15 protein-coding genes are annotated in these 14,072 nt (G+C 68.1%); 9 read left to right on the top strand and 6 right to left on the bottom strand.

All coding sequences use genetic code 11. The features are described from left to right. The first annotated feature begins 68 nt into the window (after nt 1–68). Entirely contained in the window at nt 69–1,079 is a 1,011-nt protein-coding gene (locus tag D103_RS0107420; protein ID WP_018876364.1) for an adenosine deaminase, read from the top strand. A gap of 15 nt (nt 1,080–1,094) precedes the next feature. Here D103_RS0107420 and D103_RS0107415 read toward each other — a convergent pair whose 3' ends face one another. Continuing rightward, nucleotides 1,095–1,583, bottom strand: a complete 489-nt coding sequence (locus D103_RS0107415) for a PleD family two-component system response regulator (RefSeq protein ID WP_018876363.1) — start codon at nt 1,581–1,583, stop codon at nt 1,095–1,097. Nucleotides 1,584–1,825: 242 nt separating this feature from the next. On the opposite strand from D103_RS0107415, the gene D103_RS0107410 reads away from it, so the two are divergent. Beyond that, nucleotides 1,826–3,187, top strand: coding sequence for a diguanylate cyclase (locus tag D103_RS0107410; protein ID WP_018876362.1), 1,362 nt, complete (start codon nt 1,826–1,828; stop codon nt 3,185–3,187). 360 nt (nt 3,188–3,547) lie between these two features. On the opposite strand, the gene D103_RS0107405 is transcribed toward D103_RS0107410, so the two are convergent. Together D103_RS0107405 and D103_RS0107400 are read right to left on the bottom strand one after the other, a co-directional pair. Next, the gene (locus D103_RS0107405) at nt 3,548–4,009 is read right to left on the bottom strand and encodes an RT0821/Lpp0805 family surface protein (protein ID WP_018866108.1); all 462 of its coding nucleotides are present in this window, start codon (nt 4,007–4,009) and stop codon (nt 3,548–3,550) included. Between the two features lie 102 nt (nt 4,010–4,111). Next, the gene (locus tag D103_RS0107400; RefSeq protein ID WP_018876361.1) at nt 4,112–5,632 is read right to left on the bottom strand and encodes an AAA family ATPase; all 1,521 of its coding nucleotides are present in this window, start codon (nt 5,630–5,632) and stop codon (nt 4,112–4,114) included. A 134-nt stretch (nt 5,633–5,766) separates the two neighbouring features. Here D103_RS0107400 and D103_RS0107395 point away from each other — a divergent pair, with 134 nt between their 5' ends. The 3 genes from D103_RS0107395 (at nt 5,767) to D103_RS0107385 (ending at nt 7,762) form a co-directional block, all read left to right on the top strand. Next, nucleotides 5,767–6,459: a VTT domain-containing protein gene (locus D103_RS0107395; protein WP_018876360.1), complete on the top strand. Its 693-nt coding sequence runs from the start codon at nt 5,767–5,769 to the stop codon at nt 6,457–6,459. Nucleotides 6,460–6,580: 121 nt separating this feature from the next. Continuing rightward, a complete protein-coding gene (locus tag D103_RS0107390) occupies nt 6,581–7,324 on the top strand; it encodes a class I SAM-dependent methyltransferase (protein ID WP_018876359.1) in 744 nt (247 codons plus the stop codon). 117 nt (nt 7,325–7,441) lie between these two features. Then, nucleotides 7,442–7,762, top strand: a complete 321-nt coding sequence (locus D103_RS0107385) for a hypothetical protein (RefSeq protein WP_018876358.1) — start codon at nt 7,442–7,444, stop codon at nt 7,760–7,762. An 18-nt stretch (nt 7,763–7,780) separates the two neighbouring features. Here D103_RS0107385 and D103_RS0107380 read toward each other — a convergent pair whose 3' ends face one another. After that, on the bottom strand, nt 7,781–9,217 hold the full coding sequence (locus tag D103_RS0107380) for a diguanylate cyclase (RefSeq protein ID WP_018876357.1): 1,437 nt from the start codon (nt 9,215–9,217) through the stop codon (nt 7,781–7,783). 170 nt (nt 9,218–9,387) lie between these two features. On the opposite strand from D103_RS0107380, the gene D103_RS0107375 reads away from it, so the two are divergent. Beyond that, the gene (locus tag D103_RS0107375) at nt 9,388–10,401 is read left to right on the top strand and encodes an MDR family oxidoreductase (protein ID WP_018876356.1); all 1,014 of its coding nucleotides are present in this window, start codon (nt 9,388–9,390) and stop codon (nt 10,399–10,401) included. Nucleotides 10,402–10,459: 58 nt separating this feature from the next. Next, nucleotides 10,460–10,810 carry a hypothetical protein gene (locus D103_RS0107370; RefSeq protein ID WP_018866101.1) on the top strand — a complete coding sequence of 117 codons (351 nt, stop codon included), beginning with the start codon at nt 10,460–10,462 and terminating at the stop codon, nt 10,808–10,810. Between the two features lie 38 nt (nt 10,811–10,848). Here the strand turns inward: D103_RS0107370 and trxC are convergent, their stop codons facing one another. Continuing rightward, on the bottom strand, nt 10,849–11,283 hold the full coding sequence (trxC, locus tag D103_RS0107365; protein WP_026279188.1) for a thioredoxin TrxC: 435 nt from the start codon (nt 11,281–11,283) through the stop codon (nt 10,849–10,851). Between the two features lie 35 nt (nt 11,284–11,318). Next, a complete protein-coding gene (locus D103_RS0107360; RefSeq protein WP_018866099.1) occupies nt 11,319–11,876 on the bottom strand; it encodes a hypothetical protein in 558 nt (185 codons plus the stop codon). A 144-nt stretch (nt 11,877–12,020) separates the two neighbouring features. Between D103_RS0107360 and D103_RS0107355 the strand changes: the two genes are divergently transcribed. After that, nucleotides 12,021–12,932: a patatin-like phospholipase family protein gene (locus D103_RS0107355; RefSeq protein ID WP_018866098.1), complete on the top strand. Its 912-nt coding sequence runs from the start codon at nt 12,021–12,023 to the stop codon at nt 12,930–12,932. A gap of 50 nt (nt 12,933–12,982) precedes the next feature. Continuing rightward, nucleotides 12,983–13,939, top strand: coding sequence for a pentapeptide repeat-containing protein (locus D103_RS0107350; protein WP_018876355.1), 957 nt, complete (start codon nt 12,983–12,985; stop codon nt 13,937–13,939). Nucleotides 13,940–14,072 lie beyond the last annotated feature (133 nt).

Raw genomic sequence — 14,072 nt, 5'->3', positions numbered from 1 at the left:
GATACTTGTCCGGAGCGCCGCGTCCGCCTAGCCTGCGCGCCTTCTTTCGGCCGCTACGAGATCCCGCCATGCAAGACGCCATCGCCACCCTGCCCAAGGTCGAGCTGCACCTGCACATCGAGGGCACGCTGGAGCCCGAGCTGATGTTCGCCCTGGCCGAACGCAACGGGGTCGAGCTGCCGTACGCCTCGGTCGAGCACGTGCGCGCGGCCTACCAGTTCCACGACCTGCAGTCCTTCCTGGACATCTACTACGCCGGCGCCCGCGTGCTGCTGACCGAGCAGGACTTCTACGACCTGACCCGGGCCTACCTCGAACGCTGCCAGGCGGATCACGTCCGCCACACCGAGATCTTCTTCGACCCGCAGACGCACACCGAACGCGGCGTGGCGTTCGCGACCGTCATCGACGGCATCCGCCGGGCACTCGCCGATGGCGAACGTGAACTCGGCATTACCAGCCGGCTGATTCTCTGCTTCCTGCGTCATCTGAGTACGGACGCGGCCATGGAGACCCTGGAGACGGCACTGCCGTGGCGCGAACACATCCACGCGGTCGGCCTCGATTCGGCCGAGCTGGGCAACCCGCCCGAGCGCTTCCAGGCGGTGTTCGACCGGGCTCGTGTCGAGGGCTTCCCCGCGGTGGCCCATGCCGGCGAGGAAGGTCCGCCGGAATACATCTGGCAGGCACTGGACGGGCTGCGGGTCGCGCGCATCGACCACGGGGTGCAGGCCGAACAGGACCCGGCGCTGATGGAGCGACTGGCGCGCGACCGGATCCCGCTCACGGTCTGTCCGCTCTCCAACATCAAGCTGTGCGTCTTCGACCGCCTGGAAGACCACAACCTGAAACGCCTGATGGATGCCGGGCTGTGCGTCACCATCAATTCGGACGACCCGGCCTATTTCGGCGGCTATGTGGGGGAAAACTTCCGCGCGACCGCCCAAGCCCTGCAACTGGGTCCCGACGACCTGGAACGCCTCGCGCGCAACGCCGTCGACGCCGCATTCCTGGAGCCCGAAGCGCAGCAGCGCCTGCACGGCGAGATCGACGCCTGGCGCGCCCGTCTCGCGGACTGACCGCAGTGGAGCGCGTTACCCGGAAAACCGGGCTGGCCGCGCCGGCAGGCGACCCTGCTCCACCAGGCGCTCGATCCGCGAGAACACCTCGCCGCGGCCGAAGGGTTTCTTCATGAAGTCATCGGAACCGATGCGATCGAGGAAGAACTGCTCCACCGCGTCCTCGTTGCCGCTGATCATGATCACCGGCACCTTCGCGGTAGCCGGGTCCCGGCGCAGTTGGCGCAGCATGGCAAACCCGGTCATCCCGGGCAGGATGATGTCGAGAAAGATCAGGTCCGGCGGGTTCTCGCGGGCCAGCGCCAGGGCCTGCTCGGCATCGCCGGCCCCCACCGGCTCCATCTCGTTTTGCCGTAGCATGCTGGAGAGCAGTGCGACCACGGTGCGCGAATCATCCACCACCAGCACACGCAGCCCGCGCGCGGCCTCCCGGCGTGCCTTCCTGCGCCGTTCGCCAGCCTTGCCAAAACGCAGCAGACTCCCCATTCGCTGCAGATAGCTCATGCCGGACTCCCTTCCTGATCCATAGGCTAGGCGCGCTCGCCCGCCTGGCTGCATTGTTCCTCCCCCCGCAGGCCCTGTCCACCGCGCCCGTTGCTTCGGTTTGAACAGCAGCGCAAAGGCGCGCATCATCCGGGTTTTCGTGCGGATGCCTGAACGGAGTCGGAACCCGCCATGAAGACCAATACAGCCCGGCCACAGCCCACGCGCGCGCCCCTGCGGCGCCCGGCCGCGGGAGGCCCGGCATGAAGATCCTCGTCGTCGACCGCTCGCGGGTCTTCCGGGCGCTGTGGAGCCGCATGGTCCTGGCCGCCGGGCACAAGCCGATCATGGCCAGCAGCGGGGCCGAAGGGCTTGCCCGCATCGAGGAAAACGACCTGGAACTGGTCTGCGCCTCGATCACCCTGCCCGACATGACCGGCGTGGAATTCTGCCGCCAGGCCCGTGCCAGGGCCGCCGGCCATGACCTGCCCCTGATCCTGCTCACGACCCAGCACGACCACGACATCCGCCGTCAGGCATTCGAGGCCGGCGCCACCGACCTCCACGACAAGACCAACATCCGTGACCTGTTCCATCAGGCCGCGCGCTACGGGCGGCCGGTGGAACACGCCCACGAGGGGAACGTCCTGTACGTGGAGGACAGTCCCACCGTCGCCCGCGTGATGATCCGCATCCTCGAGGGAATGGGCCTGGAGGTCGCGCACTTCCGCAGCGCCGACGAGGCCCTGCAGGCCTTTGACCGGGGCACCTGGGACCTGGTGCTCTCCGACATCCTGGTGGAGGGCGAGATCAGCGGGATGGGGCTCGTCAGTCGACTGCGCCAGCAGTTCCCCGACAAGACCAGCCTGCCTATCGTGGCCATGTCCGGCCTGGACGACCAGAACCGGCGCGCCGAACTCTTCCGCCTCGGCGTCAACGACTTCGTGACGAAACCCGTGCTGGAGGACGAGGTCCGCGCCCGCATCGGGAACCTGCTGGCCAACAAGCGGTTGTTCGAGGAGGTCCAGGACCAGCGCCAGAAGCTCTACGACATGGCAATGATCGATCTGCTGACCGGGCTCCGTAACCGCAACGTCCTGGCCGAGTGCGCCGCGCGTTTCTTCGCCGAAGCCAACCAGAACGACATCCCGCTCAGCCTGATCCTGCTGGACATCGACCACTTCAAGCAGATCAACGACACCCATGGCCACCTGGTCGGGGACGAGGTCCTGGTCGGCGTCGGCGAACTCCTGCGCACCACCGGACGCGAGAGCGACGTGGCCCTGCGTTTCGGGGGCGAGGAATTCCTCCTGTTACTCCCGGAATGCGACCTGTTCGATGCCCACACCCGCGCGGAGGAGCTGCGCCAGCAGCTGCGTGAACTCGAACCCGCCGGGCTGACCATTACCGCAAGCTTCGGCGTCACCAGCCGCCCGGCCGGGCGCGAGGTCAGCATGAACGACCTCTTCCGGGTCGCCGACCAGGCCGTCTACCAGGCCAAGGGCGAAGGCCGCGACCGCGTGGTCTCGCGCACCCTGGACGGCCCGGGCAAAACCGACCTGCCGGACACCCCACCCGATTCTGCCCCGGGGGATGGACAGGCCAGCCCGCAACCCGTCAGCTAGGGAGACGCTGACTGAATCGCACGTCCGCGTTGGTGCCCTCCCAGTTGTTCGAGACAATAGTTCCGAGACAAGGCGCGTCGTACAGCGGGTAGTGGTTCTACCCGCCCGTTTTGGATGGATTCGGGGCGCAACGCAGGATCGGGCCATATTCATTCAGAATCGGGGGGCACCAACCCCACAAGCCATAGAAAGCAGGGGCTCGGCCGCCCGTTGGTGATCAAAAACGGGCGCGCGCGCAGCGTTGCGGTTCCCTTGTGCAGAATGACTGCACCGCGGTCACCGCGCCTTGTTCGCACGCAAAAGCGACTCGAGCGCGGACGTGCGATTCAATCAGCGTCTCCCAAGGTAGACACTGGCGTATCAGCCCTGGACGCGCCAGCTGCCATCCGCCTGCCGACAGGCCGTCCCGTACACCTGCTCGGTCTGGCCGCCAATCACCGCGTCAATGGTGTATTCGCGGCACGGGCCGGCCGTGGTCTCGTAGGTTCGGGTCGGCACCACGGTGTACTGATTGCCACTGTCGGGATTGACCCATCGCGAGGGCACGCCCGTGCGCACGCTCTCCAGGGTCTGGGCCGTCTTCAGGCGGTCCACCTCGTCCATGGACTGGCCCACCGAGCCACCGATCGCCGCACCGGCCAGGGTCCCGGCGATGATGGCGGCCGTGCGGCCACGTCCGGATCCGACCTGAGAACCGAGCACGCCGCCCAGCACGCCACCGATCACCATCCCGGCCTGCTCCTGCGAGCCCTGATAGGTCGCGCAGCCGCCGAGCCCCAGGGTCGCCGCCAGGACGATCACGAAAGAAACATTGCGCCACATGAGCATTCCTCCACCGGCGACCCGTACCTGAACCCGCGGGGGACCGGCGCCGGCTTCGGCGTCCCCCTGCCCCGAGTATAGGCGGCCCGGCGAACCGGGCGGTCAGCCGGACGGCTTCGGCGGGGCTGTCGTCTCCGGCTTGGAGGCGTTGATCGCGCGCTGGAATACCCAGCTCTTGATCTCGCGGATCTGCTCCACCATGGTCCGCGACAGCGGTACCGTGTTGATCACGTTGCGAATTACGTCGCGCTGGTTGAATACCCGGCCCTCCTGGTAGGCGTCGATGCGCGCCGATTTCACCGCCTGCTCGATCTCGGCCCCGCTCCAGTCCTCGGTACTGGCCGCCATGTAGTTCAGGTTGAAGTCCTCGAGGTGGCCGCCATGGCGCTCGATATGGATGCGCAGGATCTCCTTGCGCTCCTCCACGTTCGGCAGGTCGAGGAAGAACAACTGGTCAAAGCGCCCCTTGCGCATCAGCTCGGCCGGGAGCTGCTGGATACGGTTCGCGGTCGCCGCCACGAACACGCGTGGCGACTTCTCCTGCAGCCAGGTGAGGAAGCTCGAGAAGATATTCACATTGCCGGCGCTGCCGGCGGCGTGGCTGTCGAAGCCAAAGGCATTCTCCAGCTCGTCCACCCACAGCACCATGGGCGCGATCTCCTCCGCGATACGGGTGGCCCGGGCAAAGGCGTATTCCGGGGTGCCGAAACTGCCGGACAGCACCAGGCTCATGTCCAGCCGCACCAGCGGCAGCCCCCAGGCGGTGGCGATGGCCTTGGCGGCCATGCTCTTGCCACAGCCGCTGACCCCCATGAACAGCACCCCGGCGGGCAGCGGAACGTTGTCGTTCCAGGCCTTCTCGGTGAACAGGTCGGCGCGCGTGCGCACCCATTCCTTGAGATTCTCCAGGCCCCCGATGTCCTCCAGCGAGCGCTGTGGCGGATAGAACTCGAGACAGCTCTCCTTGCGCAGGATCTGGCCCTTCTCCTCCTGGATCTCGGCCAGCATCTCGGCCTCGGGCAGGGGCTGGCCGCGGAACAGCCGCGCGCTCAGATGCCCGACCTCGTTCAGGGACAACCCGCGCATCCCCGCCGCGAGGCGGAACAACTGCTCGCGCGGGATCGCCTCGGCGCCATGGGTGTGCTCGAGCTGCTCCAGCACCTCGGCCTCCGAGGGCAGGTCCACCTCGACCAGGAAGATCTCCTTTTTCAGGATCTCCGGCAGCTTCAGCAGAGGACAGCTGAGGAACACCACGTTGCGACCCTTCTTCAGCTGGTAGTAGAGATCGCGCACCCCGCGCACCAGTGCCGGGTTGTCGTCGAACCAGGTCGGCAGGTCTTTCAGCAGCACCATACGCGGCGCTTCCGTCTCCCCTGCCGCCACCCGCGCCACCGCCGCGACCGGATCGGTGGTCGGCGCGTCCGGGTCATCGTGTTCCCCGAACCCGTGGCTCGCCGACCAGACCTCCAGGTGACCGTCCTCGCCGTAGAACGAGCGCGCGACCGAGCGCAGCAGCCGCTCCATCCGATCCTCGTCCCAACCCAGCAGGTAGAACACCGGATAACGCGACTTGAGCCCGCGCAGGATTTTGTGTGCCGTCCGATTCTCCAGCTTCTTGCTCAATCCGTCGCTCCTTCGAGGGACTCCGTCGAGTGTACCCATCCATCACGGCACTGCGGGAGAACACTGATCATCCACGCCGCCCGTGCGCATCGTCTACCCTGAAACCATCGGCCCGCCGCAGCCACGGAGAACCCATGCCGCCAGCCCACCGCCGGATCACGCGCGCCACCCTGGGGCGTGGCGTGCTGGTCCTGCTGATCGCACTGGGCATCATCAGCGCGCTGTGGATGGGGGACCCGGCGCGCCTGCTGGCTTGGGGCGAGACCTTCGCGGGCGGCCCCTGGGCCACCGCCGGGCTGGTGCTCCTCATGGCACTAATGCTCGTCTTCGCCCTGCCGGGCACGCTGGTCATATGGCTGATCGCCCCGTTCCACCCGCCGCTGGTCGCCGTCGGCCTGTTGCTGATCGGCAGCACGAGCGGTGCCTGGGGGGCCTACCGGGTCGCCGCCCGCCTGGCGCGCACCGAACGCGATGGCCGCGAGGACAACTGGCTGACGGATTTCCTGCGGCGCCACGGCCACGTCGCCACGCAGATGGCGCTGCGGGTGTTCCCCGGTTTCCCGCATTCAATGATCAACTACGCCGGCGGGGCCCTCGGCCTGCCACTGGGCGGCTTCCTGCTGGCGGCCGTGCTCGGCCTGGCCGTCAAGTGGGGCGTCTACGCCACCGCCATCCACGAGGCCACGGATGCCATCACCACCGGCGAGGTCCTGCAGGCCCGGACCCTCCTGCCGCTGGTCGTCCTGGCGATCTTCCTGTTGCTCGGCTCGGTGCTGCGCTACTGGATTCAGCGCCAGCACTCGCGCCGGCGGGCGGGCCGACCATGACGGCGTGCCCATGCGGTCGCCCCCCTCAAACCGAGAACGGTTTCCCGCTACACGCCCGCAAACCTGTCACCGTCCGCCAGGTTCGTTAGACTGTCGTCCCGCATTCCAGCACGCCCTCTACGTGACTCGAGAGCCCTCCCCACAACCCTGTTCGGACATCGGCGACGTCAATCAGCGTTTCTATGATGGCCTGTGGGCGGATACCCGCCTGGTAGCCCCCGAGCGCTTCAATACCTGGACCCTGGTCTCCAGTCTCGCGGCATCCCGTGAGCGCCGCCTCGAAGTGGGGCCCGGCATGCGCCCGCGACTGCCCATCGCGGACACCCACTTCGTCGACATCAGCCCACCGGCCCTGGCCGCACTGGACCATCGGGGCGGTGTCACCCAGACCGCCCCGATCTCCGCCCTGCCCTATGCCGACGACCGCTTCGACCTGGTGTGCGCTCTGGACATCATCGAACACGTGGAGGACGACGAGGCGGCCCTTGGCGAACTCTCGCGGGTGGCCGCGCCCGGGGCCCGGGTGCTGCTTTCGACCCCGCTGCACCCGGAATACTGGACCCCGTTCGACGACATCGTCGGCCACTACCGGCGCTACGAGCCGGCGCATCTGATCCAGCTACTCGAATGCCACGGGCTGACGATCGAACAAAGCGCGATCTTCGGGATGAAGCCGAAATCCTCGCGCCTCACCGATCTCGGGATGTGGTTCCTGCAGCGACACCGGCCCGTCGCCATGAAGGTCTACAACCGTTTCCTGATGCCGCTGGGCCTGCGCCTGCAGAAGCCGCTCGCACTGAGCCCCGGCATGGTGCCCACCGCGGGAGTGGAAGAGGTCTTCCTGGTCTGCCGCCGCGAACCCTGAGATCCGCCGGCCGCGCCCCGGGCCAGCCAAAAACCCGGCCTTTCCTCATGCCCGCTTGAAGGAACCACCCGCCCCGGCGTAATGTCTCCTGAAGCAAGACTCCCGAGAGACCATCCGATGCTCGATCTGCTGCGTTCACGTTCCACCTACCGCGATCAGCGCTTCCAGCTGTCCCTGCTGGTGCTGGCCACGGGCTTCGTGCTGACCGTGCAGAACCCCGAGGCACAGGAATCCGCCGCCGAGCTGTTCTCCAAGGTCGAGTTCCCGAATCTGGCCCAGGTCCAGGACATGCGGCCGCAATTGCCGCCGCCGTGGATGGAAGGCGACCAGTTCGTCAGCGAGGACAGCGAGGCCACGCCCGTCGTACCCCTGCTGGAGCGCACCGACGCGCGCTCGCCCGACCCGCGCGAGCGCCCGACGCGCTCAACCGGCGAATAGCGACTCGGGCGCGGCCACTTACAGCCCCGCTGCGCAGACCCGGTTGCGCCCCTCGCGCTTGGCGCAGTAGAGCAGCCGGTCCGCCTCGCCCAGCAGAGCCTCCGGGGTCGTCGAACGCGCCCCGCTCACCGTACTGACGCCGAGACTGACCGTCACCGTAGCGGTCACGTTATCCGGATGTTCCAGTTGCAGGGCCTCAACCTCGCGGCGCACCCGCTCGCCGACCGCGCGGGCACCCTCCAGCGTGGTGTCCGGCAGGATGCAGGCAAACTCCTCCCCCCCGTAGCGCGCAACCAGATCCGTCGGCCGGTGTGCCGCCTCCCGCAGCACCCGGGCCACCTGGCGCAGACAGTCATCCCCGCGCTGATGCCCGAAGCGGTCGTTATACGGCTTGAAGTGGTCGATATCGATCATCAGCAGTGCCAGATTCACCTCGCGGCGAGAGCGGCATTCGCGCTCCAGCACGGCGTCGAATTCGCGTCGGTTCGCCAGCCCGGTCAGGCCATCCACCCGCGCCTGGCGCGCCAGTTCGGCCTCCGCCTGCTTGCGGGCGAAGGTACCGGCGATGATGTCGGCCACCACCTGCAGGGTGGCGATCTCTTCGGGGCTCCATTCGCAGCGCCGGTTCACCGAGTCGAAACCCAGCATGCCGAAGGCGTTCTGATCACTGATCAGCGGGATCAGCAACAGGGACTCGATCATCTGGCGGCGGAACTCGGCCTGCTCCACCGCGGCCTCCGGGGGGAGGTCGTCCACATCGGGTACGTGCACGGTATCGCGGCGCCGGATGTGACCGGTCACCCACCCATGGGACTCCATGGGAATGCCCTGCATCTGGTCGAGGAACGGCTGGACGCCGGGGGCACACCACTCGTGCACCAGGTCCATGGTCGCCCCGTCCGGACGGAACCGGATCACATAGGCACGGCCCGTCTGGAAGAACTCGCCGAGATCCCGAAGTACCTCCGTTACGGCCGCGTCCACTGCGTCCGCCGCGAGGTCGGCGAACCGGGCGGAGATCGCTGACACCAGCGCCTGCAGCCGCTGCTGGCGCTGGGCCCTTGCCTCCAGGTGCTTGCGGCGGGTGATGTCCTCGGCGATCGCACTGGCCCCGATGAGCGTGCCGTCATCATCGAAAAACCGCTGGGCCGCCCACGACAGCGTGCGCGCCTCGCCGCTGCGCGTCCGGATCGTGGTCTCCAGACCCGCAATCTCGCGCCCGTCGCGAATGATGGCCTCCACCTCCTCCTGGATCGCCGCGCGATAAGCGGCGTCGGGGTAAAGCCATTCCCAGATCGCGGCATGCCCCACGACGTCCTCGCGCCGATAGCCGCTGATCCGCTCCGCCGCGCGATTCCAGAGCGTCACCCGCCCCTCGGTGTCCAGGGTGTTTACCCACACCGGGGCGTGCTCGATGATCAGGGTGTGGAAACGCGTGTGGAGATCGTCCGCCATGGCCATCCTCGCACAGGGATACCTGTCGGCACGCACCGCGCAATCGTTCGACGGAGCCCGTCCACGATGCTCGCCCATACTCTGGAGGGTAGCAACATTCCCGCCGCGCGGGTCCCGCGCTCGCACCTTTGTTAGGCTCTCCGTCCCATCCGTACACCACGCCAGACCGCATGACCGATACCTTCAAGGCCCTGATCCTCGAAGACACGCCCGATGGACCGCGGGCGACAATCCGCCCACTCCAGCTCGATGACCTGCCCGCCGGCGAGGTCCTGCTGCGGGTGCACTATTCCGGGCTGAACTACAAGGACGGCATGATCCTGCAGGGCCAGGGGAACCTGGTCCGGGACTACCCGCACGTGCCGGGCATCGACCTGGCCGGCACGGTCCTCGAGTCCGCGGACCCACGCTACCGCCCGGGCGACCCTGTTGTGCTGACGGGCTACCGAGTGGGCGAGACCCACTGGGGCGGCTACGCCGAACGCGCCCGCGTGCAGGCGGACTGGCTCGTCCCGCTGCCAGCGGGCTACAACGCTCGCCAGGCCATGGCCGCGGGCACCGCCGGCTTTACCGCCATGCTCGCGATCCAGGCCCTGGAGGACCACGGCCTGCAGCCGGAAGCCGGCGAGGTCCTGGTCACGGGTGCCTCCGGCGGCGTGGGCAGTATCGCCGTACGTCTGCTGGCCCGCCTGGGCTACACGGTCACCGCCGTCACCGGCCGCGCGGAGAACGCCGACTACCTGCACCGGCTGGGTGCGTCGACGATCCTGCCCCGCGCCGACCTGGCCGATGCCCCGACCAAGCCCTTGCTGTGCGAACGCTGGGCCGGCTGCGTGGACACGGTGGGGGGCGACATGCTGGCCCATGTACTCGCCGGCATGGGCTATGGAACCTCGGTGGCGGCCTGCGGCCTGGCCGGGGGGCCACAGCTCAAGACCACGGTCCTGCCGTTCCTGTTGCGCGGCATCAACCTGCTGGGGATCGACTCGGTGCTGTGCCCCACCGAACGACGGCGAGAGACCTGGGAACGCCTGGCCGCATTGCTCCCCGGCCACGATCTGGAGGCGATGGCCACCGAGATCGGGCTGGACGACCTGCCGCATTACGGCGAGCAGATCCTCGCCGGACAGATTCGGGGACGCACGGTAGTGCGCCTGGATCCGCAAGTCGCTGGCGACTCCTGATATCCCCGGGCCACCTCGAACCGGCTATGCTCGCGGACAGACCACCCCGGAGATCCCCATGACCGTACTCGCGTCCCGCCTGAAGTCCATCCGCGACCGCCTCGCCGAACTGGAAGCCATGGCCCGGGAGGACCGAGCGGAGGCCGCCCACCGCCTCACCGCCGAACTGACGCGGGAACTCAATCAGGCGCTGGAGGAGGCCTCCGGCTCCACGGACGGCGAGCCCGCGCCGACATCCGGCGAACCCCGTCCGCCGCGCGACCCGGTCGAGAAATGCCCGCGCTGCACCCTGCGCAGTTTCACCTTCCAGGACGGCACCATCCGCGAACGCCCGGACGAACCGGGACACTTCGAGGCCCAGTACCAGTGCATGAGCTGCGGCCACGAGGCCTGGCGCCGACTGGGCTAGCAAACACGGGCCGCTGGACGCCGGGCCCGGACCCACGTCTACACCTGCCCCCGCGTCCAGCGCACGATATCCGCCGCGCCCATGGCCCCCGCCTGGCGGGCCAGCTCGCGGCCGCCGCGGAACAGCGCCAGCGTCGGGATGCTGCGGATCCCGAACTGCTGCCCCAGATCGGGTGCTGCCTCGGTGTTCACCTTGGCCAGCCGCACGGTGGGCTCCAGCTCCCCCGCCGCCTGCCGAAACTGCGGCGCCATCATCTTGCAGGGACCACACCAGGGCGCCCAGAAATCGACCAGCAGCGGGATATCGTTGCGCTCGACGTGCCGCCGGAAATTCGTGCTCGTCAGTTCCGCCGGTTCGCCGACGAACAACGGCTGGTGACACTGGCCACACTTCGCCCCGGCGCCAAGGCGCGCGGCGGGGATTCGATTGACCGCATCGCAATGCGGACACACCACATGCAGGGACTCACTCACAGCAGCACCTCGCCATTACCACCCGACGGACCACTTCATTCTACTCCGCGCCGCGGCAGCAACCACCCGAACAGAAGATGGGTCAACCACCAGACCCCGGTACAAAAAGCCATCACCACGCCCAGCCACGTGACCGGATGCATCCACTCCTGGACCTGGCCGCCCGGCCCCAGGACCCAGTTCACGTTGTTCTCGGGGTCCGCCAGCGCAAAGGTCAGCAGCAGGATGGCCCAGCCCAGAACCGCCATGTAGCGCCAGGCGCGCGGGTCGTAACCCAGGCGCCAGACCAGCCAGATCAGCACGAACGGCAGCGGCAGGTGGTACAGCGACAGCAGGCGCACGAACAACGGAATCTCGGGGTTGAACATGTAGTGCACGATACCCAGCGGCGCCCAGCCCCAGACCAGCATGCTGAGCAGGAAGTCCAGCACCCAGCCCAGCTCCAGCAGGACCACGGCCACCAGCATCATGCTGGCCAGGCGACGGCTCTCCAGCCAGGCCGCGAGCAGCCCGCCCAGCAGCGCGACGTTGGAAAACCACAGGAAATTGAACCACCCGTGCACGGCCGCGTAGATCGGCACCAGCACCAGCACAAAGGCGAGATAGGCCCACTTGAACCCGCGGGGAATCCTGTCGGCCCGCGCACTCGAATACCCTGATTCCAAAAGGCTTGCCCCCGGATGCATTCCGGCTCAGGGTAGCAGGATGCACCTCACGATTCGGAAGTACGCCACCCCATGAAGCCGCTGCTGGTCCTGCTCCTCGCCCTGTTGCTGTCCGCCGCGCCGGCGCCTCTGATGGCGGAGCGCGCCGATTCGTCATCGCCAACCATCGGGCTGGCGCTGGGCTCGGGCGGCGCCGGCGGCCTGGCGCATATCGCCATCCTCCAGGTGTTCGACGACCTCGAGATGCACCCCGACCGCATCACCGGCACCAGCATCGGGGCCGTGATCGGCGGGCTGTATGCCGCTGGGCTGGATGCTGAAGAGATCCTGGACCTGTTCGATGACTTCGCCGGGTCCGAACTCGACGCCCTCACCGGGCTGGCACGCTCCGACATCAAGCTGCTGGACCTGGTCCCGCTGCGGCTGGGCCGCAACGCCCTGTTCGACTCCAGCGAATTCCTGCGCTTTCTCGCCGATCACACCGAGGCCCGTGACTTCGACGACCTGCGCATCCCGTTCTCCGTGGTGGCCACCGACTTCCGCAGTGGGGACAGCGTGGTGATCGACGAGGGCGACCTCTTCGCCGCCATCGGCGCGAGCATGGCCGTTCCGGGACTGTTCGAACCGGTGCAACATGGCGATGACCGCTACCTGATCGACGGAGGCGCCTCCAACCCGCTGCCCTACGACCTGCTCCAGGGCCAGTACGACTATGTCATCGCCGTGGATGTCTCCGGCAACGGCGCGCAGAACGACACCGAGGACATCGGCATCACGGACCTGCTGTTCAAGAGCTTCAGCATCATGCAGGGTTCCATCATCCGCCACATGACCCGGCTGGATCCGCCCGATCTTTACCTCGTCCCGGACACCGGCGGCATCCGCCTGCTGCACTTCAACCGCATTGACGAGATCCTCGAAAAGGCACAGCCCGCCGCCGACGAACTGCGCGAGCAGCTCGAGTCCCGGGGGCATGCCCTATAATCGCGGCATCGGTCGCAACGGAGGCGACCCCGCGGGAATCCAGGAGCAGCGTGGCCCACGCCCCCCCCAATCCCTCGCCCGATCCCAACGACCCGTTACCGGAACCCGGCGACGGGCGCCATGAACTGTGGTTCACCCGGCGCGGCGGGCAGGTCTGCGGCCCCTACCCCCAGCGCTCCATCGGCCGTTTCCTGATCCTGGGCCGCCTGCGCCCGGATGACGAGGTCAGTCGCGACGGCGAGACCTGGTGGCGGATCGACCAGCGCCCGCACCTGATCCCCGAAGAGCTGCAGAACGCCCACACCCCGGAGGGTCGCGAACGCCTGGAGCAGGCGCGCCTGCGCGAAGACGAACGCCGCCGCGAGCGGCGTCACGACGACCCGCCGCCCGAGATCCGCGACCGCCGCAAGGGCGACCGCCGCTGCCCGGAATCACCGGAGACCCTCTCTCACCGCCAGCAATGGGCCGAGATCCTGGAACAACCGCCACCGCCCTGGAGCGGCTGGATCCGCGGGCCGCGTCCCTGGATCGTGGGCGGCTCCGCGGTTGCGCTGGCCCTCGCGCTGCTCATCGGTTTCGGCATCACACTCGAGCGTGACCCGGGGCCGGACTGCGCAGCGGCACCGGCGCCCGGCGTGAACTGGAACTACTGTGACCGAGCCGGCGCGGACCTGCGCGGCGTCGACCTGACGGGCGCATCCCTGCACAACACCCGCCTCACCGGCGCGCGCTTGCACGGTGCCCGCCTCACGGACGCCGATCTGCGCTTCGCCGATCTCACCCTGACCAGCCTGGAGGGTGCGGATCTCGCCGGCGCCAACCTGACCGGGGCGGACCTGATCCGGGCGCACCTGGTCGACGCCAACCTCGAGGACGCCAATCTCGCGCATGCCAACCTGACCGGGGCCGACCTCGCGGGCGCACGCCTGGACGGGGCCCGGCTCGGGCGCAGCATCTGGACCGATGGCCGCATCTGCGCCCGCGACTCCGTCGGGACCTGCGACTAGCCCCGATCTCCCTGCGCACCTACTTCGGACTCCAGGTCGATCCCCAGTTCCCGGGCGACTTCCGCCCAGTAAGGTTCCGCCTCGCAGGAACAGCAGTCACAGGACGCTGTCACGCCTTCGTGCATGCTGAGGC

This window comes from Thioalkalivibrio sp. ALE31, assembly GCF_000377405.1.
Classification (GTDB): domain Bacteria; phylum Pseudomonadota; class Gammaproteobacteria; order Ectothiorhodospirales; family Ectothiorhodospiraceae; genus Thioalkalivibrio.
This window is presented reverse-complemented; position numbering and strand designations above follow the sequence as displayed.

Excerpts from the sequence above, each read along its gene's own strand:
- D103_RS0107420 (WP_018876364.1), top strand. The coding sequence starts at position 69 with ATGCAAGACGCCATCGCCACCCTGCCCAAGGTCGAGCTGCACCTGCAC.
- D103_RS0107415 (WP_018876363.1), bottom strand. The coding sequence starts at position 1,583 with ATGAGCTATCTGCAGCGAATGGGGAGTCTGCTGCGTTTTGGCAAGGCT.
- D103_RS0107410 (WP_018876362.1), top strand. The coding sequence starts at position 1,826 with ATGAAGATCCTCGTCGTCGACCGCTCGCGGGTCTTCCGGGCGCTGTGG.
- D103_RS0107405 (WP_018866108.1), bottom strand. The coding sequence starts at position 4,009 with ATGTGGCGCAATGTTTCTTTCGTGATCGTCCTGGCGGCGACCCTGGGG.
- D103_RS0107395 (WP_018876360.1), top strand. The coding sequence starts at position 5,767 with ATGCCGCCAGCCCACCGCCGGATCACGCGCGCCACCCTGGGGCGTGGC.
- D103_RS0107385 (WP_018876358.1), top strand. The coding sequence starts at position 7,442 with ATGCTCGATCTGCTGCGTTCACGTTCCACCTACCGCGATCAGCGCTTC.
- D103_RS0107380 (WP_018876357.1), bottom strand. The coding sequence starts at position 9,217 with ATGGCGGACGATCTCCACACGCGTTTCCACACCCTGATCATCGAGCAC.
- D103_RS0107375 (WP_018876356.1), top strand. The coding sequence starts at position 9,388 with ATGACCGATACCTTCAAGGCCCTGATCCTCGAAGACACGCCCGATGGA.
- D103_RS0107370 (WP_018866101.1), top strand. The coding sequence starts at position 10,460 with ATGACCGTACTCGCGTCCCGCCTGAAGTCCATCCGCGACCGCCTCGCC.
- D103_RS0107355 (WP_018866098.1), top strand. The coding sequence starts at position 12,021 with ATGAAGCCGCTGCTGGTCCTGCTCCTCGCCCTGTTGCTGTCCGCCGCG.